This is a genomic window from Streptomyces koelreuteriae, from assembly GCF_018604545.1.
Classification (GTDB): Bacteria; Actinomycetota; Actinomycetes; order Streptomycetales; family Streptomycetaceae; genus Streptomyces; species Streptomyces koelreuteriae.
Map to the genome: position 1 here is coordinate 3934510 of NZ_CP075896.1, position 25240 is coordinate 3959749.

General features: G+C 72.5%; 26 protein-coding genes. 13 read left to right on the plus strand and 13 right to left on the minus strand.

The genetic code is table 11. The features are described 5' to 3' along the window. Nucleotides 1–100: 100 nt before the first annotated feature. Nucleotides 101–1048 (plus strand): LysR family transcriptional regulator, encoded by a 948-nt coding sequence (locus KJK29_RS17625; protein WP_215120115.1) that lies wholly within the window; start codon nucleotides 101–103, stop codon nucleotides 1046–1048. A 17-nt stretch (nucleotides 1049–1065) separates the two neighbouring features. Here the strand turns inward: KJK29_RS17625 and KJK29_RS17630 are convergent, their stop codons facing one another. Then, on the minus strand, nucleotides 1066–1704 hold the full coding sequence (locus KJK29_RS17630) for an SRPBCC family protein (protein WP_215120116.1): 639 nt from the start codon (nucleotides 1702–1704) through the stop codon (nucleotides 1066–1068). A gap of 100 nt (nucleotides 1705–1804) precedes the next feature. Here KJK29_RS17630 and KJK29_RS17635 point away from each other — a divergent pair, with 100 nt between their 5' ends. Further along, nucleotides 1805–2464: a TetR/AcrR family transcriptional regulator gene (locus tag KJK29_RS17635; RefSeq protein WP_215120117.1), complete on the plus strand. Its 660-nt coding sequence runs from the start codon at nucleotides 1805–1807 to the stop codon at nucleotides 2462–2464. Here KJK29_RS17635 and KJK29_RS17640 read toward each other — a convergent pair. Next, nucleotides 2461–2895, minus strand: a complete 435-nt coding sequence (locus tag KJK29_RS17640) for a hypothetical protein (RefSeq protein ID WP_215120118.1) — start codon at nucleotides 2893–2895, stop codon at nucleotides 2461–2463. The two genes, KJK29_RS17635 and KJK29_RS17640, sit on opposite strands and share 4 nt — an antisense overlap. Nucleotides 2896–3083: 188 nt before the next feature. On the opposite strand from KJK29_RS17640, the gene KJK29_RS17645 reads away from it, so the two are divergent. After that, the gene (locus tag KJK29_RS17645; RefSeq protein WP_215120119.1) at nucleotides 3084–3272 is read left to right on the plus strand and encodes a hypothetical protein; all 189 of its coding nucleotides are present in this window, start codon (nucleotides 3084–3086) and stop codon (nucleotides 3270–3272) included. Nucleotides 3273–3288: 16 nt separating this feature from the next. On the opposite strand, the gene KJK29_RS17650 is transcribed toward KJK29_RS17645, so the two are convergent. Beyond that, entirely contained in the window at nucleotides 3289–3879 is a 591-nt protein-coding gene (locus KJK29_RS17650) for a TetR/AcrR family transcriptional regulator (RefSeq protein ID WP_456115104.1), read from the minus strand. 109 nt (nucleotides 3880–3988) lie between these two features. Between KJK29_RS17650 and KJK29_RS17655 the strand changes: the two genes are divergently transcribed. Beyond that, complete coding sequence (locus tag KJK29_RS17655; protein ID WP_215120121.1) at nucleotides 3989–5008, plus strand: aldo/keto reductase; 1020 nt, start codon at nucleotides 3989–3991, stop codon at nucleotides 5006–5008. 15 nt (nucleotides 5009–5023) lie between these two features. Here the strand turns inward: KJK29_RS17655 and KJK29_RS17660 are convergent, their stop codons facing one another. From KJK29_RS17660 to KJK29_RS17675, 4 genes are all read right to left on the minus strand, one after another. Further along, nucleotides 5024–5533, minus strand: coding sequence for an inclusion body family protein (locus tag KJK29_RS17660; protein ID WP_215120122.1), 510 nt, complete (start codon nucleotides 5531–5533; stop codon nucleotides 5024–5026). Between the two features lie 23 nt (nucleotides 5534–5556). Beyond that, entirely contained in the window at nucleotides 5557–7431 is a 1875-nt protein-coding gene (locus KJK29_RS17665) for a thiamine pyrophosphate-binding protein (protein ID WP_215120123.1), read from the minus strand. Beyond that, on the minus strand, nucleotides 7428–9467 hold the full coding sequence (locus KJK29_RS17670) for a flavin monoamine oxidase family protein (RefSeq protein WP_215120124.1): 2040 nt from the start codon (nucleotides 9465–9467) through the stop codon (nucleotides 7428–7430). The genes KJK29_RS17665 and KJK29_RS17670 overlap by 4 nt, the downstream gene beginning before the upstream one ends. A 172-nt stretch (nucleotides 9468–9639) precedes the next feature. Further along, the gene (locus KJK29_RS17675) at nucleotides 9640–10863 is read right to left on the minus strand and encodes an MFS transporter (protein ID WP_215120125.1); all 1224 of its coding nucleotides are present in this window, start codon (nucleotides 10861–10863) and stop codon (nucleotides 9640–9642) included. 96 nt (nucleotides 10864–10959) lie between these two features. On the opposite strand from KJK29_RS17675, the gene KJK29_RS17680 reads away from it, so the two are divergent. Further along, nucleotides 10960–11322, plus strand: coding sequence for an ArsR/SmtB family transcription factor (locus tag KJK29_RS17680; protein ID WP_215120126.1), 363 nt, complete (start codon nucleotides 10960–10962; stop codon nucleotides 11320–11322). Nucleotides 11323–11417: 95 nt separating this feature from the next. After that, a complete protein-coding gene (locus KJK29_RS17685; protein WP_215120127.1) occupies nucleotides 11418–12332 on the plus strand; it encodes a hypothetical protein in 915 nt (304 codons plus the stop codon). A gap of 31 nt (nucleotides 12333–12363) precedes the next feature. On the opposite strand, the gene KJK29_RS17690 is transcribed toward KJK29_RS17685, so the two are convergent. After that, the gene (locus KJK29_RS17690; RefSeq protein ID WP_215120128.1) at nucleotides 12364–14745 is read right to left on the minus strand and encodes an ABC transporter permease; all 2382 of its coding nucleotides are present in this window, start codon (nucleotides 14743–14745) and stop codon (nucleotides 12364–12366) included. Next, a complete protein-coding gene (locus KJK29_RS17695; protein ID WP_215120129.1) occupies nucleotides 14742–15515 on the minus strand; it encodes an ABC transporter ATP-binding protein in 774 nt (257 codons plus the stop codon). The genes KJK29_RS17690 and KJK29_RS17695 overlap by 4 nt, the downstream gene beginning before the upstream one ends. A gap of 157 nt (nucleotides 15516–15672) precedes the next feature. On the opposite strand from KJK29_RS17695, the gene KJK29_RS17700 reads away from it, so the two are divergent. Together KJK29_RS17700 and KJK29_RS17705 are read left to right on the plus strand one after the other, a co-directional pair. Next, on the plus strand, nucleotides 15673–16800 hold the full coding sequence (locus KJK29_RS17700) for a sensor histidine kinase (protein WP_251058110.1): 1128 nt from the start codon (nucleotides 15673–15675) through the stop codon (nucleotides 16798–16800). Next, a complete protein-coding gene (locus KJK29_RS17705; protein ID WP_215120131.1) occupies nucleotides 16779–17438 on the plus strand; it encodes a response regulator in 660 nt (219 codons plus the stop codon). The genes KJK29_RS17700 and KJK29_RS17705 overlap by 22 nt, the downstream gene beginning before the upstream one ends. Here the strand turns inward: KJK29_RS17705 and KJK29_RS17710 are convergent. Beyond that, nucleotides 17423–17908, minus strand: coding sequence for an ABA4-like family protein (locus KJK29_RS17710; RefSeq protein WP_215120132.1), 486 nt, complete (start codon nucleotides 17906–17908; stop codon nucleotides 17423–17425). The genes KJK29_RS17705 and KJK29_RS17710 overlap by 16 nt on opposite strands. Further along, nucleotides 17905–18816 carry a hypothetical protein gene (locus KJK29_RS17715; protein ID WP_215124329.1) on the minus strand — a complete coding sequence of 304 codons (912 nt, stop codon included), beginning with the start codon at nucleotides 18814–18816 and terminating at the stop codon, nucleotides 17905–17907. The genes KJK29_RS17710 and KJK29_RS17715 overlap by 4 nt, the downstream gene beginning before the upstream one ends. Nucleotides 18817–19050: 234 nt before the next feature. On the opposite strand from KJK29_RS17715, the gene KJK29_RS17720 reads away from it, so the two are divergent. From KJK29_RS17720 to KJK29_RS17740, 5 genes are all read left to right on the plus strand, one after another. Continuing rightward, entirely contained in the window at nucleotides 19051–19683 is a 633-nt protein-coding gene (locus tag KJK29_RS17720) for a MerR family transcriptional regulator (protein WP_215120133.1), read from the plus strand. A 52-nt stretch (nucleotides 19684–19735) separates the two neighbouring features. Next, nucleotides 19736–20056 (plus strand): GYD domain-containing protein, encoded by a 321-nt coding sequence (locus KJK29_RS17725; RefSeq protein ID WP_215120134.1) that lies wholly within the window; start codon nucleotides 19736–19738, stop codon nucleotides 20054–20056. A 32-nt stretch (nucleotides 20057–20088) separates the two neighbouring features. Beyond that, entirely contained in the window at nucleotides 20089–21255 is a 1167-nt protein-coding gene (locus tag KJK29_RS17730) for a sensor histidine kinase (RefSeq protein ID WP_215120135.1), read from the plus strand. Beyond that, entirely contained in the window at nucleotides 21252–21965 is a 714-nt protein-coding gene (locus tag KJK29_RS17735; protein WP_215120136.1) for a response regulator transcription factor, read from the plus strand. Before KJK29_RS17730 ends, KJK29_RS17735 begins: the two co-directional genes overlap by 4 nt. Before the next feature lie 96 nt (nucleotides 21966–22061). Beyond that, the gene (locus KJK29_RS17740; protein ID WP_215120137.1) at nucleotides 22062–23231 is read left to right on the plus strand and encodes a serine hydrolase domain-containing protein; all 1170 of its coding nucleotides are present in this window, start codon (nucleotides 22062–22064) and stop codon (nucleotides 23229–23231) included. Between the two features lie 11 nt (nucleotides 23232–23242). Here KJK29_RS17740 and KJK29_RS17745 read toward each other — a convergent pair whose 3' ends face one another. Further along, nucleotides 23243–23923: a response regulator transcription factor gene (locus KJK29_RS17745; protein ID WP_215120138.1), complete on the minus strand. Its 681-nt coding sequence runs from the start codon at nucleotides 23921–23923 to the stop codon at nucleotides 23243–23245. Continuing rightward, nucleotides 23920–25155 carry a sensor histidine kinase gene (locus tag KJK29_RS17750; protein ID WP_215120139.1) on the minus strand — a complete coding sequence of 412 codons (1236 nt, stop codon included), beginning with the start codon at nucleotides 25153–25155 and terminating at the stop codon, nucleotides 23920–23922. The genes KJK29_RS17745 and KJK29_RS17750 overlap by 4 nt, the downstream gene beginning before the upstream one ends. Between the last annotated feature and the right edge of the window lie 85 nt (nucleotides 25156–25240).

Consider the following 25240-nt stretch of genomic DNA (forward strand, 5'->3'; position numbering starts at 1 on the left):
CGTGGCTCCGACGCTAGAACCGGTGCCCATCGGAGTACCAATAGGAGAGCCGATTTCCGCCATCGACACTCCGATGTGTCCCGGCGGCTACTCTGGCGTCATGGAGAACCGGACGCCCGAGGCCACCGGTACCGGCAGGCGGCTACCCGCCCATGCCGACCTGAACCTGCTGCGCACCTTCCTGGCCGTCTACCGCGCCGGGACGTTCACCGCCGCCGCGCCCGCGCTCGGGCTGTCCCAGCCCACCGTGACCGCGCAGATCCGCGCCCTGGAGCAGCAGACGGGCCGCGAGCTGTTCACGCGGCTGCCGCGCGGCGTGGAACCCACGCCCGTCGCTCACGAACTGGCCGCGCGGATCGAGGGCCCGCTCGACACCCTCGCCACCCTGGAGGGCGGCGGCCCTGAGGGCGGTCCCACCCTGCCCGTGCATCTCGCCGGACCGTCGGAACTGCTGTGCGTACGCGTCCTGCCCGCCCTGGTCCCCCTCGTCGCCGACGGCGTCCAGCTCCGCGTCACCCAGGGGCTGCCGGAACCCCTGCTGGAGGAGATGCGGTCGGGCCGCCACGACCTCGTCATCACGACCCGGCGCCCTCGCGGCCGGGCGTTGGAGTCCGTCCCGCTCGCCGACGAGGAGTATCTGCTCGTGGCCTCCCCGGGCTGGGCCCGGCGCATCGCTGCGGATCCCCGGGCCGACGGCGACCTGTGCGCCGCCCTGCGCGAGGTGCCGATGGTCACCTACGCCGAGGACCTGCCCATCGTGCGGCGCTACTGGCGGACCGTCTTCGGCAGGCAGCTCACCACCCGGGCCGCGGTGACGGTGCCCAACCTGTACGCCGTGCTGTCCGCGGTCAACGCCGGGGCGGGCGTCAGCGTGCTGCCGCGTTCGCTGTGCCAGGAGTACCTCGACTCCGGCCGCCTCGCGCTCCTCCACGACCCGGAGGAGGCGCCGTTGAACACCCTGTTCCTCGTCCAGCGGCCCGGCGCCGAGGCCAACCCCGATGTGCTCCGCGTCCGCGACCGGCTCCGGGCGGCTGCCCGCGCCTGGTAGCCGCGCCCCGTGCCCTATCAGCCGGTGGCGCCGGCGCGGGACTCGGCGGCTGCCTTCAGATCGCGCAGCCACGCGTCGAGACCGTAGCCGAGGGCCTTGGTGGCGGTGGGAACGTCGGCCTCGACCTGGGCGCCGGTCCAGGTCTCCTCGGTGTGGACGCGCACGCCGCCCTTGACCTTCCGGTACGTCCACAGGTGGACGCCCTCGTCGATACGCAGCCCCTCGCCGATCGCGGGTCCGCTCCACAGGACGCAGTCGCGGTCGCGGAGTTCCCGGACGGTGGAGGTGATCTCCAGTGTGGTGGCGGGGGTGGTCGGGGTGGCGGGTGCCGGGGTCGTCCACCGGAACCGCGAACCCTTGCGCAGACGGCCGGAGTCGAGCCGCTCCATGGTGGTGACCGGGGGCTGCCAGGACGGCCAGCTCTCCACGTCGGTCTGCAGCTTCCAGATGGTGCTGAGCGGGGCCTTGATGACGATGTCGGCCTCGTAGCGGATGAGGGCGTCGCCGTCGACGCCGCGCCCGCGGCACTGGGACGGGGACGGACCGCCCTGCGGGGTGGCCTGGGCGGTGGGGACGGTGCTCGCGAGAACGCCGGCGACGGCGAGCGCGACCAGGCCCGTGACGGCGCCGCCTCGTGCGTTGCTGATGCTGACCATGGTGTCCCTCTCGATCTTCGGTTATCTGTCTTCTCGTTCGTTAGAAGTTGTAACTCACCAGCCGAGAGAGTGTCAATAACTTTGGTGATAACCTCTAACAGTGACTGAAGCAGGAGCGAAGACCCCCCGCGAGCGCTACCGCGCCCAGGTGCGCACGGAGGTCAAGGAACACGCGTGGGAGCAGATCGCCACGGCCGGAGCGTCCGCGCTGTCCCTCAACGCGATCGCCAAGCGGATGGGGATGAGCGGGCCCGCGCTGTACCGGTACTTCGCCGGGCGCGACGAGCTGATCACCGAGCTGGTCACCGACGCCTACCGAAGCCTCGCCGACACCTTCCGCGCGGCCTCCGAGGCCGGGCCCGATGTCATCGCGCTGGGGCACGCCCTGCGCGGCTGGGCCCTGGCGGACCCGCAGCGGTACCTCCTGATCTACGGCACCCCGGTCCCCGGCTACCACGCGCCCGACGACGTCACCGCGATCTCGTCGGAGATCCTGGCAACCCTGCTCGACGCCTGCGCCACGCTGTCACCGGACACCCCGGCGACCCCGCCGACCTCGCTCGACGCGCACCTCGAAGCCCACCGCGAGTGGGCGGCCGGCCACCCCGCCCCGCCCGTGGCCCTCCGCCGGGCCCTGGCCTTCTGGACCCGGCTGCACGGCGTCCTGTCCCTGGAACTCGCGGGCCACTTCCGGGGGATGGGGATCGATCCCGCACAGCTCTTCGCCGCCGAACTGGACGAACTCTCCCGCCCGGACTAGACCCTGCCGCCGGGCCCGCCGCCGTTATGGGCCCTGCCGGGGCCGAGGCGGCGGTAGGCGGCGCGGGCGTGGGCCAGACGGGCCAGGGCCGTGCCCAGCAGGGTCGCGGCGAGCAGACAGGCGAGCCAGGTGGTGTCACGGTGCCCGGCCCAGGTGAGGGTGCCGGCGGGCGGGATGACGAAGCCGTTGAGGAACAGCCAGCACAGCAGGGCCGTACCAGGGGCGGCCGTGAAGCGCGCGCCAAGGCCGAGCAAGGCGGCCAGCAGGGACAGGGCGGGCAGGGCCAGTTCCGGACGGCCGGGCCCCACCACGGTGTTGAGCCCCGCCACCAGCGCCAACGCCCCCGCGAAGGCCCCGGCCCAGACCAACGGGGTCGCCACCGGCCGCGGGACGGGCCTGGCTCCGGTGCCCAGAGGCATCCACTTGATCATGCTGCCGCTTCCGCTCTGCCGGCCTGTTCCGAAGTGCTCGCCAGGGTGCCATCAACACCACCCCGGAGAAACACCGAATCCGGACAGTCGGCCAGGGGGAGTCGAGGGCGCGACCCCGGATATCGGCTCGCCCCGCGCCCCCGGGGTGCGTACGGTCGCGTCGCAGACGTCGCGAGAGTGGGGGGACCGTGGCCAGGAGGCGTTACGTCGCCAGGGGTGTGCCCGGGGGCTATCGCGTCTGGGACAACCGGGGCCGGCGCTGGTGGGGCGACCTCTACGAGCTGTGTCCCGACGATCTTCTGACCGAGCTCAACGGGCAGGCGGACCAGGCCCGGATCACCGCGCTGATGAAGCGCTACCGGGCACAGAAGCGCTAGACGCTCGCCCCGCGGGTCAGCGCGGACGGCGCAGCCCCGTGACGAGGAGGCCGACCAAGCGGCGGGCGTCGTAGCGGGGGTCGTGGTCCGCGCCGATGCAGAGGTTGCCCACGCCGCGCATCAGCTCGTACGCCTCGATGACGGAGTCGATCTCGCCCGCGTCGGCCGAGGCGGTGAGCAACTCGGCGCAGACTGGCACGAGTCGGTCGATGAAGTAGGCGTGCAGCGCGTCGAAGCCGGCGTCGTCGGAGTGCAGGGCGGCGGCGAGGCCGTGCTTGGTCACCAGGAAGTCGACGAAGAGGTCGATCCACTGCCGCAGTGCGGCGTGCGGGGTCGCGGCGCTCGCCAGCAGGGCCGGACCGGCCTCGGCACAGGCGTCGACCTGATGCCGGTACACGGCGATGATGAGGTCCGCCCGGTTGGGGAAGTGCCGGTAGATCGTGCCCACCCCGACCCCGGCCCTGGCCGCGATGTCACGTACCGGCGCCTCCACGCCCGAGGTGACGAAGACCGCGGCGGCCGCGTCGAGCAGCGTCGCCTTGTTGCGCCGGGCGTCCTTCCGCCGGGACGGGGCCGCGCGCCCTTCGTCCTCGCCACTGCCGTTCACCGCGTCACTCCTCATCGGAACTCACACTTGCCGAAACGGAACAGCGTTCCGTATCGTCGTAAGCGGAACAGCGTTCCGCTTCATTCATGATGCCAGAGGAGACACGGTCATGCAGTACCGCACCCTGGGCCGCACCGGCGTACAGGTCAGCTCCCTCGCGCTCGGCGCGATGAACTTCGGCCGGATCGGACGCACCACCCAGGACGAGGCCACCGCCCTCGTCGACGCCGCCCTGGAGGCGGGGATCAACCTCATCGACACCGCCGACAGGTACAGCGGCGGCGAGTCCGAGGAGATGGTCGGCAAGGCCATCGCGGGCCGCCGCGACGACATCGTGCTGGCCACGAAGGCGAGCATGCCGATGAGCGACGAGCGCAACCACCAGGGCGCCTCGCGCCGCTGGCTGGTCACCGCGCTGGACGACAGCCTGCGCCGCCTCGGGGTCGACCACGTCGACCTGTTCCAGATCCACCGGTGGGACCCGCGCACCGGCGACGAGGAGACCCTGTCGGCCCTGACCGACCTGCAACGCGCGGGGAAGATCCGGTACTTCGGTTCCTCGACCTTCCCCGCGTACCGCATCGTGCAGGCCCAGTGGGCCGCCCGCGAACGGCACTTGAGCCGCTACGTCACCGAACAGCCCGGCTACTCGGTCCTCCAGCGCGGGACAGAGACCCATGTCCTGCCCGTCACACAGGAGTACGGGCTCGGGGTGCTGGTGTGGAGCCCGCTCGCCTCGGGCTGGCTGACGGGCGCCGTCCGCGAGGGCCGGGACATCACCACGAACCGCTCGGCGTTCATGCCGGAGCGCTTCGACACCTCCCTCCCCCACAACCGGGCCAGGCTCGACGCCGTCGAGCGGCTCGCCGGGGTCGCCGACGAGGCCGGCCTGACCATGATCCAGCTGGCGCTCGGCTTCGTGACCGCGCACCCCGGTGTGACCAGCGCGCTCATCGGCCCCCGCACCCCGGAGCACGTCACCGCGCAGCTCGCCGCCGCCGACACCGTGCTCACCGCCGACGTCCTCGACGCGATCGACGCGATCGTCCCGCCCGGCACCGACCTGGCCCCGCACGAGAAGCACGACACCCCGCCCGCGCTGCTCGACCCGTCACTGCGGCGCCGCTGACCGGGCGGGGAGGCGTCAGGCGTCCTCGATGGTGATGAAGGGGTCCCACTGGAAGTACCCCTTCAACTGGCGGTGGCGGTCCAGGATCTGGAAGGAGAAGTGGTAGGTGACCTTGCCGGACCGCTTGACGGTCGTCCGCCAGTAGTGGTCCTGGTAGCGCTGGGTGTCGAACTCCGGGCGGCCCTCGCTGCCCTCCTTCGGCAGCGGGTAGATGCCGTCGATCACCTCGATCTCCGGTGTGCGGATGAGCTGGTGCTGGCTGTCGCTGCTGACGTAGCGGTAGAGCAGGGCCTTGTAGTCGCTGCCCAGTGAGACGGTCGTCTCGCGCCACTTGACGGTGTCGCCGGGTTCGGCCCGCAGGTTCAGCTCGGCGCCCGACGTGCCGACGATGTGGTCGTGGCGGGTCGTCATGTAGATCAGGCTCTGGTCGACCTGGGTCGGTGCGTCGGGGTTGCGGGAGGCGTTGGGGTTCCGTTCGACGATGGTGGCCGCGTCGAACGCGATCAGGACGTTGAGATCAGCCATTTCTTCTCTCCCTGTGTCGGTTTCTACGGGTGCGGAACCTTGTAGGCCATCGCCCGCGGGTAGTCGTGCCGGTGCAGCCGGACGCGCACCAGGAGCGGTCCGGCGTTGAGCGGGTCGGCCGGGTCGGTGAGGCGGGCCAGGAGGTCGTCCAGGTCCGCGGTGTGGCTGACGCTGACGCCGTTCGCCGGGGTCCTCCCGCCGGCGAAGACGGCCGGGAGCCGGTCGTAGTGCCAGGGGTGGAGGACGTTGTAGAAGTCCGGTTCGGCCCCGTCGCGGTCCGCGTAGAACTCCGGGTGCACCAGCATCTGTTCGATGCCGTAGAAGTGGCCGTTGTCCATGACGAAGACCACCGAGCGCAGTCCGAGCCGGGTGTGGGTGGAGAGTTCCTGGCAGGTCTCCTGGAAGGCGCCGTCGCCGACGAAGACCATCGGGCGGGCGTCCTCCCGCTCGGGGGCGAGCGCGGCGCCGGTGGCCGCGCCGACCGACCAGCCGATGGACAGCCAGCTGACCTGCGAGAGGAATCCGCCCGCCGGCAGGGACAGGTTCATCGAGCCGATGAGGGAGAACGCGGCGTCCGAGACGACCGTCCAGTCCTCGCCGGTGTCGTGGTTCAGGAAGTGGTTGATCCGGTCGAAGACGCCGTCGTAGGTGAGGTGTTGCCCGTCCGGCCGGTGGGATCGCGTGTCAGCGGTACGGAGGGAGGCGCGGTGCTGTGCGAGGGCCGCGGGGCGGTGTGCGAGGGCCGCGGTGCGGTGTGCGAGGGCCGCGGGGCGGTCGCCCGGTGAGCCGTGGTGGTCGTAGGACTCGGCGTAGTAGTCGGCGGCCAGGCACTCGGAGCCGTAGGCCTTCACCAGGGCGTCCTGGAGGGCGGGCAGCAGATGGCGGAGCTGGACGTCGGGGAAGTAGGAGGTGCCGACGCTGACGCCGCCGAGCGCGGCCATCACCCAGTCGCCGCCGACGGACTGCTCGCCGCCGAGGTTCTTCGACGTCGACCAGGCGCCGAGCCCGATCCGGCAGGTCGCCCAGTCCTTGAACACGCGGTGCACATCGGGGTGGCTGGCCGGGCCGTTGTAGACGCCGTGGAACTGCGGCAGGTCCTCGTCGACGACGGCCTTGGCTCCGACGGTCGTGCAGAACGGCACGCCCGTGGCCTCCACCAGGCCGGTGAGCTGCTCGCCGAGGCGGAACCGGTCGATCTCCTCACCGGCCCACACGATCGGGCGGGGCCTGCCGTCCGGGCCCGGATGTTCCTCGACCAGGGTGAGGACCGCCTGCACGGCGTGGTCCAGCATCGTCTGGTTGCGCGCGCTGAACGGCCGCTCCCGGGGCACGATCGGTATCTCGGGCGCGGGGCAGGGCTCGTCCCAGAGGTCCTCCATGATCTCCAGGTAGACCGGGCGGCGCTCGGAGAGGCACGCGGTGAGCGCGGCGTCGATCTGGCCGGGGGCGAGACCCGGGTGGGAGACGACCTGCGCGTCCACGGTGACCTGCCGGTAGACGTCCAGGTTGCTCTCCGCACGCGGGCTCATGTGCGAGGTGAGCAGGCCGACGGCACGGTAGTTCTGCCACTGCTCGTACGGCGGCGAGGCGTTGACGGCGACCAGCGGGACCTGCTCGACGTAGGCGCCGCCACAGGCGTTGAGCAGGTTGAACGCGCCCACGCTGTAGGTGACGGCGACCGCACCCACGCCGTGGATACGGGCGTAGGCGTCGGCGGCCTGGCCCGCGCCGCCCTCGGTGGGGGTACCGACCCACTCGATGTCGTCCTCGTCCCGCAGGGTGGTCAGGAACGGGCCGAGGTGGTTGCCGGGGACGCCGAACAGATGGGTGATGCCCAACTCGGCGAGCCGCAGGGCGAGATAGCGGGCGACCGTGCACCCGCGGTCGATCGCGGTCATGCCCCCTCCCCCGGGACGGTGACCGGCGGAGCCTGATGAACGGCGAGCGCGGCCCGTACGGCGCTCTCGAGGGCGCCCTCGATCCAGGCGTGCTTGAGGGAGGTGTGCTCCCCGGCGAAGTGCACCGGGCCCTCGGGCCGCGAGACGTCCAGATGGAAGCTGGTCATCTGGTGCGCGGTGTAGATGGCGGCCTCGCCGAAGGCGTACGGGTCGCGGGCCCAGCTCTTGGTGGCGCCCCGCCCGGTGAAGAACACCTCGATACGGCGGCCGTGCAGGGCCTGGAGGTTGCGCAGGGCGTAGACGTAGCGCTCGGCGCCGCGCATGGAGTCCCAGCGGGCGGCGTCGTCGGACCAGCAGTAGGAGGCGAGGACGACGCCGCCGGTACTGCCCTCGATCCGGTGCGAGGGGTAGTACATGAACCGGTTGGGGTTGTCGGCGGCGGAGCCACCGCCGAAGCAGTGCGTGGCGGGCCGGACGGCGGGCCCGCGCAGTGGCAGGGCGCGGTCGAGCTGCCGCATCTCCTCGGTGACGCCGCTGTCCTTGACGGCGACCCCGAGCAGCCCGGCGAAGGCAAGGCTGGGCCCGGAGTCCGCGGACACGACCGTCAGACCGGTGCCGTCCTGGCCGCCCTGCCGGTAGTACTCGTACAGCCCCGGCGAGATCCGGTCCAGTTCCTCGCGCCAGTCGTCCTCGGTGAACTCCCACCAGCGGTGGCTGAACTCCAGCAGCACCTTGGTGGCCTGGTCGTAGTGGGTCTCGATGATCGCGCGGCGCTTCTTGTACGACATCGAGGGGACGATCTCCACGAAGCGCAGGGCGGAGAACGGGACGGTGACGATCGCCAGGTCCGCCGCCCACAGGCGGGGCGGGCCCTGTGGATCGTCCTCGGCGACGGTCTGCACGGCCACGCCCCAGCCGTCGGGCCCGACGACGCCGGTGCCCTCGGGGTCGGTGTCGCGGCTGGGGTCGTGATACTCGAGGCGGATCATGCGGTGACCGAGCCGCACCTCGTCGCGCAGGCCCTGGTGGAGGGTGTGCGGCAGGCGCCAGCTGCCGCCGGGTATCTCCCAGTAGCGGACGCCCGGGTTGATGTCGCTGCGGCTCAGGAAGCTGTGGAAGAAGGAGAGATGCAGCCGCGAGGACATGTTCTCCAGGGTTCCGACGGCCTCGATCGCCTCGTCGCTGAGCCCGGCGTGATCGCGCAGGAAGCCGCCCATCGAGTAGCCGTCGAAATCACGGATCACCCGCGCCCAGCCCTCGACCCACTCCTCGAACGGCTTGTTGACGCGCCGGCCGTCGACGAGGTCGGAGTAATAGTCCCGCACGGCCTCCAGCGCATCATCGACCATCTTCACCACAGGAGAACGGACTTCGTCCCCGGTGAGATGGAAGCCCTCATTGACACGCTCCGGCCCGGCGGCGTACTCGGACCGCCGCACCTGGACCCGGTTCGTACGGATCCAGGAATTGCCGCGCTTGTCGGGCTCGCGGAAGTCGGGGCTGCCGTCGCCGTAGGACCAGGTCCGGCCGGTGAAGGAGGAGTACGACACCGGTGGCACAGGGACATCGGGGCCGCTGCCCGTGCCGGGGTCCACGTCCACGTTGTAGAACTGGCGGCGGCCGAGCCCGAGTTTGTCGACCAGCGCGAGGACGAGCGGATGGAAGTCCGGCAGCCGCATGGCACCGGCCTCGGCGTACTGGGCCGGGTCGTCGAAGGGCTGATGGTGCTTGGTGGCCCGGAACGTCTTCACCCGCCCGCCGACCCGGCTGCCATTGGCCTCCAGAATCGTGACCTCGTGGCCGGCGTCCTTGAGCAATCGCCCCGCGACGAGCCCGGCGATTCCGGCCCCGACGACGAGGATCTTCTTACGCGGGTGCTGCGTGGGGCCGAGACGGCCCGTGTCGATCAGGGTGTGCAGATAGTCGAGTTTGAGGTCCTTGCCGTCCGGCCCGACGAGCAGAAGCTCACGGGCGAGCCGGAGACAGGTCTGCCAGCGGGCACGGGTGGCGGAGCTGTCCCGAGAAGTGTCGGTCATAACTGGCGATCGTAGATATGACGAAACGATTTAGTGTTTTTACCGACGGGTAAAGTCCGGAAAACGCCGATCGCCTTTGTTGACGGGATTTCACCTTGCTCGAATTCCCTTTCGAGGGCGGGGGATTCTCCAGAGACGGAAGGGAAAGGGGGCTCGATATTCCATCGATAATTCACTTGCGGAATATCTGAATCCCGGCCCGGGATCCCCTGCCGTGGCCGGACAGGACGACCGAACCGCCGATGACGGCCAAGCCCATCAGGACCGTTCCGAAGAGGGTCGCCCCGGTGGGCAGACCCACGGCGTCCATGAGATAGCCGGTGGACACCGGCAGCAGACCGGCGGGGAGGTAACCGCCCACGTTCAGCGCGGCGTTGGCCTCGGCGAGCCGCCGCGGCGGGACGCTGGAGTTGAGCAGCGAGAGGCCGCCGAGCTGCCCCATGCCCTGACCGGCCCCGGCGAGCAGCGCGGAGGCGACGAGCAGGGCCACCGACGAGGTGTGCACGGCGACGATCAGCGCGGCCATGCTCAGGGCGGTGCTTCCGGCCCCGGCGGTCAGGATGGCGCGCCGGGGCAGCTTCCGCACGGCGAACTGGACGCCGGTGGCGGCGAGGAACATCGCGAACGCCATGGCTCCGGCGACGATCCTGCTGGTGGTGCCGAGCAGTTCGGTCAGCAGGGTGGGGCCGAGCGACAGCACGAAGGACGTGGCGGTGATGCCGGGCGCGAACACCGCGATACCCAGGGCGAGATGGATGCCGTTGCCGTGCGGCACACCGGGCACGCGCACCCAGGCACCCTTCCCTCGTACGGAGGGGCGGCGTACCGGCATACGCAGCACGGCTAGGACGGCCGTGACCAGCAGGACCGCCTCGACGGCGAAGACGGTCACGGTGGGCGCCGGCAGCGTCTCGGAGAGCAGACCGGCGAGCAGCGGGCCCAGCCCGGCGCCGAAGACCATCGCGCAGGAGGCCAGCAGCGCCGCCAGCCGCTTGCGTTCCGGTCCCGCGACATCCGTCACGGCGGCCATCCCGGCCGACACGACGGCTCCGACGGCGATACCCGTGAAAAGCCGGGCGATGATCAGCGCGGTCACCGTCGTGGCGGTCGCGAAGATCGCGCAGGCGGCGAGCGCCAGGGCGAGGGCGGGCAGCAGCACGGGCTTGCGGCCCAGCCGGTCGGAGACCACACCCGAGACGAGCAGCGAGCCGAGCAGCCCGACGATGTAGGACGCGAAGACGACGGTCAGGGTGCCCTTGGAGAACCCGATGTCGCGCTGCCACAGCACATACAGCGGGGTCGCCGCGTTGGACAGCACGAAGACGGCGGTGACCGGCCACGCCGCCAGCCACACCCACCAGGTGGGGGTACGGGGTGCGGCCTGACTCTCGGACATGGTGGATCCCTCCGGCTACTCAGTACGAGTTTTCTCGAACTTAGCATGCAGTACGATGAAACTCGTACAAGCGATTCGGATGCCAGGGAGCTGCCCATGTCCGCGACGGCTCACGACGTGCCGGCCATCAAGGTGCTGCCGGAGCCGCTGCCCGAGCCGGCCGTGGAGGAACTGCGTCTGGAGACGGTGCTGGGCGCGCTCAGCGACCCGCTGCGTCTGACGATCGTGCGCAAACTGCTCCTGGAGTCGGAGGCGTTCGACCACTCCTGCGGCTGGTTCGGCCTGGAACGCCCCAAGTCCTCCCTCACCCACCACTTCAAGGCCCTGCGCGAGGCCGGCATCACCCGCCAGCGCCAGTACGGCCTGGAACGCCGCAGCCACGTCCGTGTGGCCGACCTCGACACGCGCTTCCCGGGCCTGCTGGCGCTGGTGGCGGCGTGGGCCCCCGAGGCACCGTGAGGTGACACGGGGCCACCACCGACGGCCGTCCGTCGCGTTGTCCAGGGCGGTGGACCGCAGGGCCGAACATCCGAGGCAGGGAGAGGGGTCATCGCATGGGCAGGAGCGGGAGCGTCGCGGTCGTGGTCGCCGGGCTGGTGCTGGCCGTCGGGGGATGCGGTGGCGGCGGTGGTGACGACACGGACGGACTGACCGGTTCGGCCGGTCCGGCAGGGAGGAAATCGGCCTCGGCCACGCCGGTTTCGCCGCCCTCCGAGGAATTGGTGAAGTGGGCCGGCGAGGTCTGCGAGTCGACCGTCGCCCTCAAGGATCTGCGGACGGAGAGCGCCGCGGATCTGAAGGAGATCCGCGGCGAGGACGAGGGGGATCTCCTCGCCGGGGCCACGGCGCTCGGCTATCTCTCCGGCACGCCGTCGGCGGTGGACCGTGTGCGGAGCGACCTGGAGGATCTCGGCCCGTCGGGCGTTCGCGCGGCCGACCGGATGCTCGATGCCCTGCGGAAGAAGGTGAACGGTGTCGCGGCGAAGCTGGAAGCCGTGTCACCGGCCGTGGGTCTCGAGGATGCCCCGGAGAGTGCCGAGGACGTCGACAAGCAGGTGCAGACCCTCACCCCGCCGAAGCCGGACCTGCCCGAACTCGCCGAGAAGGACCCACGGCTCGCGGCCGCCTACCGGAAGGCCGACCAGTGCGCCCCTGGCTGGCAGCCCGGCGATACGGACCCTTCCACACCCGACCCCTCCGGCCCCTTGCCCGAGGCGGCGGACGGCAAGAACTTCGCCGCCTGCTCCGACGGCGCCTGCGAGGTCCTGGTGACCTCCACGGCCGACATCACCGCGAACGGGACGAAGGTCCATGTCACCGTCGCCGACGAGCACGTCACCTTCCGGACGGACGGCACGGTGATACAACTCGGCGGCACGGGCGGCGAGGCCGGGTTCGGCGACGCGTTGAAGGCGACGATCGTCGCGCACGACAGGAACGGTGCCGTGTTGAGGTTCAGCACGCCCTGAGGCAATGGCTGTCGGGGCTTCCGGGGCGCCTTCAGGCCCGGCGCATGCGCCGCAGCACGGCGCTCGCCGGGAGCACGGTGGCCGTCGTCGCGGCCAGCAGGCAGCCGGTGACGACCCTCGTGACCCAGGGCCAGGACACCGCCAACTCGACCGGCAGGCCCAGTTGCTCGCGCAGTCCGTGGGCGGTGCCGAGCAGGGCGGGGGCGGCCACGACCAGTCCCAGGGCGGCTCCCAGGGTGACGACGCAGCAGGTCTCGGCCGTGAGCGTCAGCAGCACCTGGCGCGGTGTGGCACCCGACAGGCGCAGGACGCGGAGGTCCCGTGTCCGGCCGGCGGTGGCCGCCAGCAGGGTGGAGGCCACGGAGATCATGGTGTAGCCCGCCGTGATGGTGACGAGGATCAGGGTGAAGCGCCACACCAGCCGTTCCTCCTCGGCGTCGTCGGATGCCGCGTACGCCGCCACCGACACCTCCTCGGCCCCGAGTCCGGCGGGCAGCGGGGTAGGTGCGGGACCCGTGCGGTAGGCGACGTCCGCCAGCGCCGACGGGTCGTGGGCGCGTACCAGTTCGCGCGGCAGGAGGACCTGGTACGGCATCGCGTCGTCCACCACGGCGGTCACGCGCAGGCGCCCGACCCGGCCGTCCTCGAAGGTGAGGACGGCGGTACGGCCCTCCCGCCAGCCGTGCGCGGCGGCCACCGCGGCGGTGACGACGACGGTGTTCCCCCGTGGCGCCCGCACCGCGTACGCCCGCTCGGCATCAGGCGTCACCCCGGCCGCCGACAAAGCCGACCTGCCCGCGCCGCCGTAGACCGTCGTCGACAGCGGCGCCGGGCCCTCGACCCGGGCGGCCGCGGCGTCCGACAGACCCGGTGTCCCCCGGGGCACGACCGCCGCCTCGGCCCGAACGGCCGCGGCCTGCCGCGTGGTGTCGGCGCTCTGCGTCGTCTGCACGGCGCCGGTGATCAGCACGGCGAAGGCGACGGTCGCCAGCACCGGGGCGATCGTGGCGGATGTGCGGCGCACGGCGGTGGTCATGTTCTCGCGTACGAGCAGGGCGGTCGCACCGGGACGCCGGGCGAGCGGCCGGGTGAGCAGCCCGGTCAAGGGCCCGGCCAACGCCGGCAGGAGCAGGGTCAGTCCGGCGGTCAGGCCCATGGCGGCGCCCAGGGCCAGCAGCACCATGGCATCGGCCCCCGCGAAGGCCGTAGCCACCGAGCAGACCGCGCCCAGGCCGGTCGCCGCCAGCCCCGTGATCCACCGACGGCGGGTCATCGGCCGGCCGTCCACCGCCGCCTCCCGCATCGCCTCCAGCGGCTTCACCCGGGACGCCCGCCGCGAGGCGGACCCGGCCCCGGTGAGTGCCACCGCCACGCCCAGGACCCAGGCGGCGACCGGTACCCACCAGCGGACGCTCACCTCGAACCCCGCCGGCTGGAAGCCCGCGTCGATCAGCAGCCCGGTCATCGCGGGGGCGAGCGCGACGCCCGCGACCGCCCCCGCCCCGGCGCCCGCGACGCCCACCACCAGGGCCTCCCCGTACACCAGCCGCCGCACCTGCCGGGGTGTGGCGCCGATGGTGCGCAGCAGGCCGAACTCGCGGCGCCGCTGGGCGACGGCGAACGCGAACGTCGAGGACACGTTGAAGACGGTGACGAACGCGGAGAGCAGCGCCATCGCGGTGAGCACCTGCCCGCCGATCCAGCGGGTCATCTCGTCCTGCCGCGGCGCGAGCGCGTCCCGGGCGGCACCGGTCAGGACCGTGCCGTCGCCGCCGGTGACGCGCCGCGCGGCGTCCGCGACCCGTGCGGTGTCGGTGCGGGGTTCGAGGACCAGGCCGACGGCCCGTACTCCGCCCGCCAGTTCGGCGGCCTGGGCGTCGGTGACGTAGTAGCCGGGGCCGTCCATCGTCCCGGACACCGAGAAGCGCTGCGGCCCGCGCGCCGTCAGCACCGTGACCGGCTCGCCCGGGCGGTGCCCGAGGGCCGCGTCCAGGACGATCTCGCCCGCCGTGGCCGGCGGCCTGCCCGCGCTCAGGCCGTACGAGGCGAGCGCCGCGGTCGACCAAGGGTGGCCCTGCCGCTCCCCCTTGCGCTGCTCGCTGTCCGGCGTCTGCGCGTAGAAGGAGCGGTCGGCCACCGCGTGGGCCACTCCCGGCAGTTCGGCGAGCTTGCGCCGCAGCTCCTCGGCACGCTCCGGTGCCCACGGCGGGTTCTCCGTGAACACCCCGCCGGGCTGTTCCCCGGCCGGGCTCTGCACCAGCACCGGAGCCCCCGCGAGCCGCCTCGGCACACCCGTGCCGTCCGACAGCAGGACCAGCGCGCTCATGGTGACGACCGCGACGCCCAGCGCCACGGCCACGAAGGACCCCAGGAAGGAGGTCCACCTCTCCCTCACCGTCGCCAGACCGATCACGGCCGCACCTCCAGGGCGGCCGTGCGCGCCGCGATGGCCTCGGCGCCCTCGGCGCCCGGCAGTTCGTCCGCGAGCCGGCCGTCGGCCAGCAGCAGCACCCGGTCCGCGTACGCCGCCGCGGCCGGGTCGTGCGTCACCATCACGACCGTCTGGCCACGGCCGTCCACCAGGTCCCGCAGCAGCCGCAGCACGATCCGCGAGGCACCGCTGTCCAGCGCGCCGGTCGGCTCGTCCGCGAAGAGGACCGCGGGCCGGGCGATCATCGCTCGCGCGATCGCGACACGCTGCTGCTGGCCCCCGGACAACTCGCTCGGCCGGTGCCCCTGACGGTCCGCGAGCCCGACGGCGGCGAGGGCCGCGCGCACCTCGTCCGCCGCCGGGCGTGAACCGGCCAGCCGCAGGGGCAGTTCGACGTTCTGCGCGGCGGTCAGGGCCGACACCAGGTTGAACGCCTGGAAGACGAAACCGACCCGCTCCCGGCGCAGCACCGTCAGCGCGTTCTCGTCCAGCCCGCCCAGTTCCGTACCGCCGATCAGCACCTCTCCCGCGCTCGGCCGGTCGATGCCCGCCGCGCAGTGCAGCAGGGTGGACTTGCCGGAGCCGGAGGGGCCCATGACGGCCGTCATCGTCCCGGCCGCGAAGTCGAGGGTCACGTCGTCGAGCGCGGTGACGGCGCGTTCACCGGTGCCGTAGCGCTTGGTCAGCGACCGGAGCCGGACGGGCGGCGCGGTCGAAGTGCCGTGTCTTGTGGTCGTGTCGGTGGTGGTCATGCCGTCAAGGCAACGACGGCCGCACCGCCCGGCGCATTGCCGCAGGGGCGAGAGCCGATACTCCACCTGGCACTACTGCCCGCGCCGCCCAGCCGCCGCTACGGTCGACCGCGTGACCACCCCCCGAACTGTCCTGGAGGCCCTCACCCGCAGCCCGTTGGGCTTCCTCCGCACCGCCTGGCCGTGGCGCGCGCTGGGGTTCCTGCTGTCCGGCGGGGTGTTCGCGACCGGCGTCTACGTCGGCGTCGGCGGACTGTTCGGCGCGCCCCTCGGTACGGTCGCCAGGGTGCTCTGCGCGGGGGCCGTGCTGCTCTTCGCCGCCGCCCTCGCGGGTCCCCTGGAGCGGCGCCGACTCGCTCTCGTCGACGCGGGCGAACGGCCGGAGGCCCCGGGCGGTGCACGGGCCGTCGGCTACGGCGTCGTGTCGGTCCTGGCGGTCGGCTGGATGGACCTCGGTGTCGTCCTGGTCTCGCTCGGCATCCCGGGCTTCCTGCTCCTCGCGCCCTTCCAGCCCACCGCCACGTCCTGGCAGGCCGTGGCCGGTCCCGTCGCGGGCGCGCTGCTGCTGCCCGTGGCGGCCTACCCCGTCGCCGCGTGGGCCGGTGTCCGCGCCGCCGTGTCCCGGGCCGTGCTCTTCCCGCAGGACCGTGAACTGCGCGAGGTCGTACGGTCCCGGGCCCGTCTCGTCGACGCCTTCGAGACCGAACGCCGCCGTATCGAGCGTGACCTGCACGACGGTGCCCAGCAGCGCCTCGTCGCCCTCACCGTGAAGCTGGGCCTCGCCGGCCTCGATCTGCCGCCCGGCAGCGCGGCGGCGCGACAGGTCGGCGAGGCCCACGCCCTCGCCAAGGAGGCGCTCACCGAGCTGCGTGAACTGATCCGGGGCATCCATCCGCAGATCCTCACGGAACGTGGACTGCCCGCCGCCGCACGGGACATCGCCGGACGCTGCCCGGTCCCCGCCGACCTCGACCTCGACCTTCCCGGCCGCCTCCCGGCCACCGTCGAGCAGACGGCGTACTACGTGACCGCCGAGGCCCTCACCAACATCGCCCGGCACAGCGGCGCCGACCGCTGCCGCGTCACCGCCCGCTGCGAGGGCGGTGTGCTCCGCCTCGACATCGAGGACAACGGCTCCGGTGCCGCCGACCCCGCCCGCGGTACGGGCCTCATCGGTCTCGCCGACCGCATCGCCGCCGCCGACGGCAGAATGCTCCTGTCCAGCCCGCCCGGCGGGCCCACACTCCTCAGGGCGGAGATCCCGTGCGGCCATCCCTCCGCATAGTCATCGCGGAGGACGCCGTCCTCCTGCGCGAAGGCCTCGTCCATCTGCTGGAGCGCTTCGGCCACCGCGTCCTCGCCGCCGTGGGCGACGGCCCCGCACTGCTCGCCGCCGCCCGGCAGCACCGGCCGGACCTGGTGATCACCGACGTGCGGATGCCACCCGGCCAGACGGACGAAGGGCTGCGCTCGGCCCGGCTGCTCCAGGCCGAGCAGCCCGGCCTGGCGGTCCTCGTCCTCAGCCAGTACGTGGAGCAGACCTTCGCCGACGAGCTCCTGGACGACCGCCGCGCCGGCGTCGGGACGGGCTACCTCCTCAAGGAACGCATCGGTGACGTCGAGGAGTTCGCCGACGCCGTCACCCGCGTGGCCGCCGGGGCGACGGTCGTCGACCCCGACGTCGTACGCCAGCTCCTCGCCCGCCGCCGCGATCCGCTGGACCAGCTCACGCCCCGCGAGCGCGAGGTCCTCGCCCTCATGGCCGAGGGCCGCTCCAACGCGGCGATCGCCCGCCGCCTCGTCGTCACGGACGCCGCCGTCGCGAAGCACATCGCGAGCATCCTCCAGAAACTCGACCTCCCCCCGTCGGCCCCCGACGACCACCGCCGTGTGCTGGCGGTACTGGCCTATCTCCGGGCCTGACCAGGGAGGGCCTGACCAGCCACCACCCCGTCGCTCAAACCCCTCCCCCCGGTCCGCCGCTCCCGCACCGCCCGCACCCCCAGGAAGCCCAGAAACCCGATCGGCGACAGCAGCACCGTGAAGACCAGCAGCGGCCCCATCAGCAGAGGGGAGAGGCCCAGGCGTCGGCCCTCCCGGTACATCCACTGGCCGATCAGCAGGTCCCAGGCGATGACCTGGGCCCAGACGGCTCCGGCGCCGTCGGGGAGGGCGGTCAGGTCGCGGAAGGTGTCGAGGTCGGGGCTGCTGACCGCGTTCCAGAGGTCGGGGAAGACCGGGATCGCGAGGGCGAGATAGACGAGCAGGACCGGCACCGCGGTCAGCGGTGACGCGGCGATGCGGGCGGTCGGCCCCCACCCCGGCGCGAGGATCATGAGCAGCCAGACGGGCGCGGCCAGCAGGAAGGACAGTTCGAAGAGGAATCCGGTCATGGCACGAGGTCCTTCGGGGCGGGAGCGGCTGCCGGGTCGGTGGCCCCGGGCGGCGGGGACGGCCGTAGGGCGACGTACGTACCGAGGGCGACGGCCGGCAGGATCGCGCCCGCCGCCCCGAGCGTCGCCGCGTCCGGGCCGGTCAGCGGCTGACCGCGCAGGGCCTGCCAGAGGAGCAGTGCGAACACGGCGGCGTACGTCCCCGAGGCGAGCAGGACGAGGCGCAGCCGCACCCGGTCGTCGGACAGGCGGGCGAACCGCGGGGCCAGGAGGCCGAGCACCATGACGAGCAGCGGGAGGAGTTGCAGGGCGTGCATGCCGAAGAAGTGCGGGATCCGCAGATCGCCGCCGGTGGTGGACCAGCCGGTCAGCGGCATCGAGGGGCCCCCGTCCGGCACACCCACGCTGTGCGCGCCGACCACCTCGGAGACGCCCCGCCGCTGGCCCGGCGTCGGCCGGGTCATCAGGAAGCCGACGGCCGCCCCGGTCAGCGCCAGGAGGATCCCGCAGCGCACGGCCCACGCGGACGCCCGGTCGGCGATACGGGCCCGGAGCAGCAGCACCGCGACCACGAGCGTGCCGGCCCAGAGGACGACGACCGTGGCGCCCATCGCGCTGAAGAGCGCCTCGTCGAACGGCGTCGCCTGGTTGAAGTGGCTGCGCTTACCGCGCACGACCTGCCCGACGATGATCACCATCTCGACCAGGCTGGCCAGCGCGACGACGGTCCCCGCCCACCAGGCCACGCGCCTGCCGCGGGGCAGGAGCGACAGCATCCAGGCGAGGGAGAGGCAGTACGCCACGAACGACACCGCGAACTTGAACGGCTTGGCCCAGATCGGCGCTCCCACCAGGATCCGGTCGTCGACCAGGACCCCCACCGCCGACACCACCGCCGTCACCGCCATCACGGCCGCGAACAGCACCAGCGGCCGGTGCCAGGACGACATACGTGACCACGTGCGCGACCAGGTGCGTAACGACGTATGTGACGACCTGCCTGAGGACATCTCCATGCCCACCCCTCCCCGTTATGGATAGCGGCACTATCCACTATCCGATAGCTGAACTATCTATCATGGGGGCCTGGTCGGCAAGGGCCGGCGCGGCGGGCAGGCCGAAAGTCGAGGAGTGAACCGGCATTGCGTATCGGAGAGTTGAGCCGGAAGACCGGGGTGCCGGTGCCGACGATCAAGTACTACGTCCGTGAAGGCCTGCTGCCCGCGGGCGAGCTGACCAGCCGGAACCAGGCCAGCTACGGCGAACCGCACGAGCGCCGGCTCCAGTTGATCCGCGCCCTGGCCGATGTGGGCGGCATGAAGGTGGCCGAGATCGCCGACGTACTGGCGGCCGTCGACGACACCGATCGCCCGCTGCACCGCGTGCTCGGCTCCGCCGCTGACCGCATGGGCAGGTCGGACGGCACCCGCGACGACGCCGAGTCGGCCGCGGCCCGTGCCGCCGTCACCGACCTCATCTCCCGGCGGGGCTGGCGCACCCACGCGTCGAACCCCGCCGTCACCGACCTGTCCGAGGCCCTCGCGGCCCTGGCCCGGCTGGGGCACGGCGCCTTCGCCGAGCTCCTCGACACCTACGCCGACGCCGCCGAACAGGTCGCCCACGCCGACCTCGAGTACGTGGACCGGCAGATGGCGGTCGAGGAGAAGGTCGAGGGCGTGGTGATCGGCACCGTCCTGGGCGAGGCGGTCTTCAGCTCGCTGCGCCGCCTGGCCCATGTCGACGCCTCGGCCAGGCTGTATGGCGCGCGCGAGTGAATGCGGCGGCCGAGCCGGTAGCCGCCGAGGCGCCCCCGGGAAGGCATGCCCCATGCCGAAGTTCCTGATCCAGTCCACGTACACAGCCGAAGGCACCAAAGGGCTGCTCGAGGAGGGTGCCAGCGGGCGGCGGGCTGTCGTCGATCAAGTCGTCACCGGTCTCGGGGGGCGGGTCGAGGCCATGTACTACGCCTTCGGGGCGGACGACCTCGTGCTGATCGTGGACTTCCCCGACACCGTCTCCATGGCCGCCGTGAGTCTCACCGTCAAGGCCAGCGGTGCCATCCAGTCCCGGGCGACCCCGCTGCTCACCGTCGAGGAGATCGACGAGGCCACCCGCCGGCAGGTCGCCTTTCGCGCACCAGGAGCGTAGGCGGCCCTCGGGGCGCTATACCTTGTGGAGGCATGGGGGGCTTGCGCGGGGATCCGCGAGAGTGGTGGGAGCGGGCGCGGGCGCTGACCGCCGCCAATCCGCTCGTCGTCGACATCGGTATCGCGCTGCTCGTGCAGGGCGCGATGACCATGCCGTTCGTCGTGCCGCGCGCGGCCGGGCTGCCGCCCGCGACCTGGGCCGCGTACGGGCTGAGCACGCTCACCGCGCTGCCCCTGGTCTGGCGGCGGCGCGCTCCCCTCGCCGTGTTCTTCGCGGTGCTGGCCGCGGGCGCGCTCTACGGGCTGTCCGTGGACGGGCCCGGGCAGCCGCTGCCGTACACCGGGCTGGTCGTCGTGTACACGATCGCCGCGCTGTCGTCCGCGCGGAAGCGGCTCCTCACCGCGGGTGTGCTGCTGGCGGCCGTGCCGGTGGGGGTGTGGCTCAACACCCGGTCCGTGCGTGAACTGACCTTCACCCTCATCGTGTTCACGGCCGCCTATGTCTTCGGGCGGCTCACCGATGCCCGGCAGCGGGCGCACCGCGTCGAGGCCGAGCGGGCCGCCGCCCGCGAACGCGCCCGGATCGCACGGGAGATGCACGACATCCTCTCCCACGCCGTGAGCCTGATGATCGTGCAGGCGGAGGCCGGACCGGTCGCGGTGCGTGCCGCGCCCGAGCGGGCGGAGGCCGCCTTCGACGCGATCTCCGCGACCGGGCGGGACGCCATGACCCAGCTGCGCCGGATGCTGGGCGTGCTGCGGGAGGGCGACGACGACGGCGCCGCCCCGCGTGAGCCGCAGCCGGGGCTCACGGAGCTGCCCGCGCTCCTCGACCGGGTGCGGGCCGGGGGCCTCGACGTCACGTACGGGACGGCGGGAGACGTCCGGCCCGTGCCGGAGGCGGTCGCCGCCACCGTCTTCCGGATCGTCCAGGAGTCCCTGACCAACACCGTCCGGCACGCCGAGGCACGTACCGTCGCGGTGCGACTCACCTACAGGAGCGGTGACTTGGTCGTCAGGGTGACCGATGACGGGCGCGGGCCCCAGGGGGCCCGCAGCGGTGGGCACGGGCTCATCGGTGTCCGCGAGCGGGCCGCGGCGCACGGTGGTACCGCCGTGGCGGGGGCGGGCCCGGGCGGCCGGGGGTTCGAGGTGCGCGTGAGCCTCCCCGTACCGGCCGCCGCGGAGGTGGCGGGATGACGATCCGTGTCGTGGTGGCCGACGACCAGGAGCTGGTGCGCAGCGGCTTCGCGATGATCCTGGACGTCCAGCCGGACATCGAGGTCGTCGCGGAGGCGGGCGACGGGGCCGAGGCGGTCGACGCGGTGCGGCGGCACGCGCCCGATGTGGTGCTGCTCGACATCAGGATGCCGCGCATGGACGGGATCGAGGCCTGCCGCGCGATCAGTTCGGCGGGCGACTGCCGGAGCGTGATGCTCACGACGTTCGACTCCGACGAGTACGTCTACGAGGCACTGCACGCGGGCGCGAGCGGCTTCCTGCTCAAGGACGTACGCCGGGACGATCTCGTGCACGCCGTACGGGTCGTCGCCCGGGGCGATTCGCTGCTCGCGCCGTCCGTGGCCCGGCGGCTGGTCGAGCAGTACACCCGGCCCGCCGCCGCCCGGCCCCGCCGCCCCGATCCCCGGCTCGACGTGCTGACCGGGCGGGAGCGGGAGACGCTGCTGCTGCTCGCGCGGGGGCTGTCGAACGCCGAGATCGCCGCCGAGCTGGTGGTCAGCGACCACACGGTGAAGACGCATGTGGGCAACGTGCTGGCGAAGCTGGGGCTGCGGGACCGGATCCAGGCCGTGATCTGCGCGTACGAGTCGGGGCTGATCGCGGCCGGTGATCCCCCGCCCGGGGGAGGCGGCCTCGGCGGTTCCTCCCCCGCGTCGGCGAGGAACTGACCGGCCGGGACCGCCCGTCGGGGCGATCCGCAAGGCGTCACGGGTCCGGAGGATGGGAGCCGTCCCGAACACCGGTTCCGATCAACGGAGTTGACCATGACCCGAACCCGTTTGCTCACCGCCGTGCTCGTCGCCGGGGTGGTCGTGGCGGGGCCGTCGGTGGTCCCGGCCGCCGCGTCCGGCCCGGCGGCCCCGACCGCCGCGGTGTCCGCCCCGTCCTCCGACACCGCCCTGGCCACCGCCCTCGCCGGTCTGCCCACGGCCGACGCGACCGCGGCCCTCGTACGCGTCGGAGGCTCCGAGGGAAGCTGGCGCGGCAGTTCGGGCGTGCACGATCTGCGGAGCAACCGGCCGGCCGATCCTGACGCCCGCTTCCGCGCGGGGTCCGTGACCAAGGTCTTCACCGCGGCTGTCGTCCTGCAACTGGCCGCCGAGGGCCGGCTGGACCTGGACCGCGGTGCCCGCTCGTATCTGCCGGAGCTGATCCCGGCGTCGTACGCGGGCGTCACCGTACGGCAGTTGCTGAACCACACGCACGGCATCCCGGCCCCCGACTTCCCCGGCACCACGGTCGAGGAGTGGTACGCGAACCGCTTCCAGGTCCACGACCCCCGGGACATCCTCCGCTCGGCGACGTCGAAGAAGCCCGAGTTCGCGCCGGGCGAGCGGCAGCACTACCTCAACATCGGCTACACCATCGCCGGTCTGATCGTCGAGCGCGTCACCGGTGACACGTACGAACGTCAGGTCGCCCGGCGGGTGCTCGAGCCGCTGGGGCTGTGCGACACGTACTTCCCGGGGAAGAATCCGCGCATCACCGGGCCGCACAACCGCGGCTACCAGAGGATGCGGCTGGACGACGGCACGGTCGGGCTCCGTGACGTGTCCGTGTGGGGGGTCACGGACGGGTGGGCGGCCGGGGACATCGTGTCGACCACCGCCGACCTGGAGCGGTTCACCCGGGCCCTGTTCGGAGGGCGGGTCGTGCGCGGGCCGCTGCTGGAGGAGATGTTCGCCCTGCCGAAGGTGACCGACCTCAAGACCGGGAAGCAGGCCGCGTACTCCTCGGGCCTGTCGATGACGGTGCTGGGCGGGCGTGAGGTGTGGGGCAAGACGGGCGGGCGCTGGGGCTACAACGCGGCCGTCGCGAGCACCCGCAACGGCTCGCGCACCCTCGTCTACAGCGTCAACTCCACCGACGCCAAGGGCCAGGGCATGAACAAGGTCGCCGAGGCCATCATGGTGGCGGCCTACGGCAGACCGTAGCCCTCCCCGTCCTACGTCGTCGGCGGCGTCGCCCGTACGAGGCCCGTCTGGTAGGCGATGACGACCAGTTGCGCCCGGTCGCGGGCGTCCAGCTTGGTCATCGCCCGGTGGATGTGGGTGCGCACGGTCAGCGGGCTGAGGGTCAGGTCCTCGGCGATCTCCGTGTTGGACCGGCCCTCCGCGGCCAGGGCCATCACCTCGCGTTCGCGGACCGTGAGGTCGGCGAGGCGCTCCGGCGGGGCCAGATGGGTGCCGGGGGCGGGGGCCAGCAGGAAGCGGGTGATGAGGGAGCGGGTGGCGACGGGTGAGAGGAGGGACTCGCCGGAGGCCACCGTGCGCAGTCCGGTCAGCAGGGTGTCGGCGGTGACGTCCTTGCCGAGGAAGCCGCTGGCACCGGCGCGCAGGGCCTCGGCGACATAGTCCTCGGTCTCGAAGGTGGTCAGGATGAGGACGCGGGTGGCGGACAGCTCCGGGTCGGCGCAGACGCTCGCGGTGGCGGCGAGGCCGTCGGTGCCGGGCATCCGGATGTCCATCAGGACGATGTCCGGGCGGTGGGCGCGGGTCAGCTCCACCGCCTCCGCGCCGTCGGAGGCCTCGGCGACCACCTCCATGTCCGCGCAGGAGTCGATGAGGATCCGGAACGTGGCCCGCAGCAGGGCCTGGTCGTCGGCGAGCAGCACCCTGATGGTCATGCCGTGGTTCCTTCCGCGAGGTCGGGCGAGGCGTGCAGCGGCAGCGCGGTGGTGACCTCGAAACCGCCCTGCGGCCGGGGGCCCGCGCACAGCTCGCCGCCGATGGACTGGGCGCGCTCGCGCATGCCCACGAGGCCGAAGCCGCGGCCCCGGGCGGGCTCCGGCTTGCCGGGGCCTTCGTTGACGACCGTGATCAGCAGGCGGGAGCCGGTGTAGGCGAGGCGGACCTGCGCGGCCTCGGCGGCGGCGTGCTTGGTGACGTTGGTGAGGGCCTCCTGCACGATCCGGTACGCCGTCAGGTCCACGCCCGGCGAGAGCGGCTGCGGCTCCCCTTCCGTCGTGACGGTGACGCGCAGGCCCGCCGACTCGCACGCCGTGACCAGCTCGGGCATCCGGCCCAGGCCCGGGGAGGGCTCCAGCGCGGCGGAGCCGGGGCCGGAGTCGTTCTCGCGCAGCAGTCCGAGCGTGGCCTTCAGCTCCCGCAGCGCCGAGGACGTGGTGCCCGTCAGGTCGGTGAGGATCCTCTGCGTCTGCTCGGGGTTGGTGAGGGCGAGATGCGCGGCCGTACCGGCCTGGGCGTTGGCCAGGGCCATGTGGTGGGCGACCACGTCGTGCAGCTCCCGGGCGATACGCATCCGCTCCTCGGTGACGCGCAGCCGGGCCTCCTCCTCCCGGGTGCGCTCGGCGTGTTCGGCCCGGGCCTGCACCGACTGGAGGTAGGCGCGCCGCAGCTGGGTCGTCTTGCCGGCGGCGAGGGGCAGCAGCAGCCAGAAGATCGGGCCGATGGTCCGCAGCAGCAGCGAGATGTGGTTCATGGAGTCGGAGAACACGGCCGCGAGCGTCACGGCCACCACGACGGTGAGGCCGTAGACACGGGTGGACTTCGGGTCGGTGAGCGCCGCCAGCCAGTAGAGGGCCGCCATCATCGGCGCCAGCAGCAGGGGTGTGACCAGGTAGCCGAGCGCGATCGCGGCGACCGTGCAGCCCCCGGCGACGACGACGCAGGCGCGCGGGTGCGTGCGGTGCTTGAGCAGGACGAGGCAGGCCACGCCCGCCAGGGCGGTGGCGGTCATGTCCTGGTCCGGTGGGGCGGCGCCCGGCATGGTGAGCGAACCGCCGAGGGCCGTGCAGCCGAGCAGGGCCAGGACCATCGCCAGGTCGATGAGGAAGGGGTGGCGGGAGGAGAACTCCTCCAGGCGGTCCGCGTAGCGCCGGTCCAGGCTGATACTCATCGGGCTCTCCGGTGGGTGGGGCTGGGGACCATCGTGGTCGACTCCGGGCGGGAACGCCCGAGGGGCCGCCCGTGTCCTTCGCCAC

Coding starts and splice junctions, on each gene's coding strand:
- KJK29_RS17625 (WP_215120115.1), top strand. CDS start 101: ATGGAGAACCGGACGCCCGAGGCCACCGGTACCGGCAGGCGGCTACCC.
- KJK29_RS17630 (WP_215120116.1), bottom strand. CDS start 1,704: ATGGTCAGCATCAGCAACGCACGAGGCGGCGCCGTCACGGGCCTGGTC.
- KJK29_RS17640 (WP_215120118.1), bottom strand. CDS start 2,895: ATGATCAAGTGGATGCCTCTGGGCACCGGAGCCAGGCCCGTCCCGCGG.
- KJK29_RS17655 (WP_215120121.1), top strand. CDS start 3,989: ATGCAGTACCGCACCCTGGGCCGCACCGGCGTACAGGTCAGCTCCCTC.
- KJK29_RS17660 (WP_215120122.1), bottom strand. CDS start 5,533: ATGGCTGATCTCAACGTCCTGATCGCGTTCGACGCGGCCACCATCGTC.
- KJK29_RS17665 (WP_215120123.1), bottom strand. CDS start 7,431: ATGACCGCGATCGACCGCGGGTGCACGGTCGCCCGCTATCTCGCCCTG.
- KJK29_RS17670 (WP_215120124.1), bottom strand. CDS start 9,467: ATGACCGACACTTCTCGGGACAGCTCCGCCACCCGTGCCCGCTGGCAG.
- KJK29_RS17675 (WP_215120125.1), bottom strand. CDS start 10,863: ATGTCCGAGAGTCAGGCCGCACCCCGTACCCCCACCTGGTGGGTGTGG.
- KJK29_RS17680 (WP_215120126.1), top strand. CDS start 10,960: ATGTCCGCGACGGCTCACGACGTGCCGGCCATCAAGGTGCTGCCGGAG.
- KJK29_RS17685 (WP_215120127.1), top strand. CDS start 11,418: ATGGGCAGGAGCGGGAGCGTCGCGGTCGTGGTCGCCGGGCTGGTGCTG.
- KJK29_RS17695 (WP_215120129.1), bottom strand. CDS start 15,515: ATGACCACCACCGACACGACCACAAGACACGGCACTTCGACCGCGCCG.
- KJK29_RS17710 (WP_215120132.1), bottom strand. CDS start 17,908: ATGACCGGATTCCTCTTCGAACTGTCCTTCCTGCTGGCCGCGCCCGTC.
- KJK29_RS17715 (WP_215124329.1), bottom strand. CDS start 18,816: ATGGCGGTGACGGCGGTGGTGTCGGCGGTGGGGGTCCTGGTCGACGAC.
- KJK29_RS17725 (WP_215120134.1), top strand. CDS start 19,736: ATGCCGAAGTTCCTGATCCAGTCCACGTACACAGCCGAAGGCACCAAA.
- KJK29_RS17730 (WP_215120135.1), top strand. CDS start 20,089: ATGGGGGGCTTGCGCGGGGATCCGCGAGAGTGGTGGGAGCGGGCGCGG.
- KJK29_RS17735 (WP_215120136.1), top strand. CDS start 21,252: ATGACGATCCGTGTCGTGGTGGCCGACGACCAGGAGCTGGTGCGCAGC.
- KJK29_RS17740 (WP_215120137.1), top strand. CDS start 22,062: ATGACCCGAACCCGTTTGCTCACCGCCGTGCTCGTCGCCGGGGTGGTC.
- KJK29_RS17745 (WP_215120138.1), bottom strand. CDS start 23,923: ATGACCATCAGGGTGCTGCTCGCCGACGACCAGGCCCTGCTGCGGGCC.
- KJK29_RS17750 (WP_215120139.1), bottom strand. CDS start 25,155: ATGAGTATCAGCCTGGACCGGCGCTACGCGGACCGCCTGGAGGAGTTC.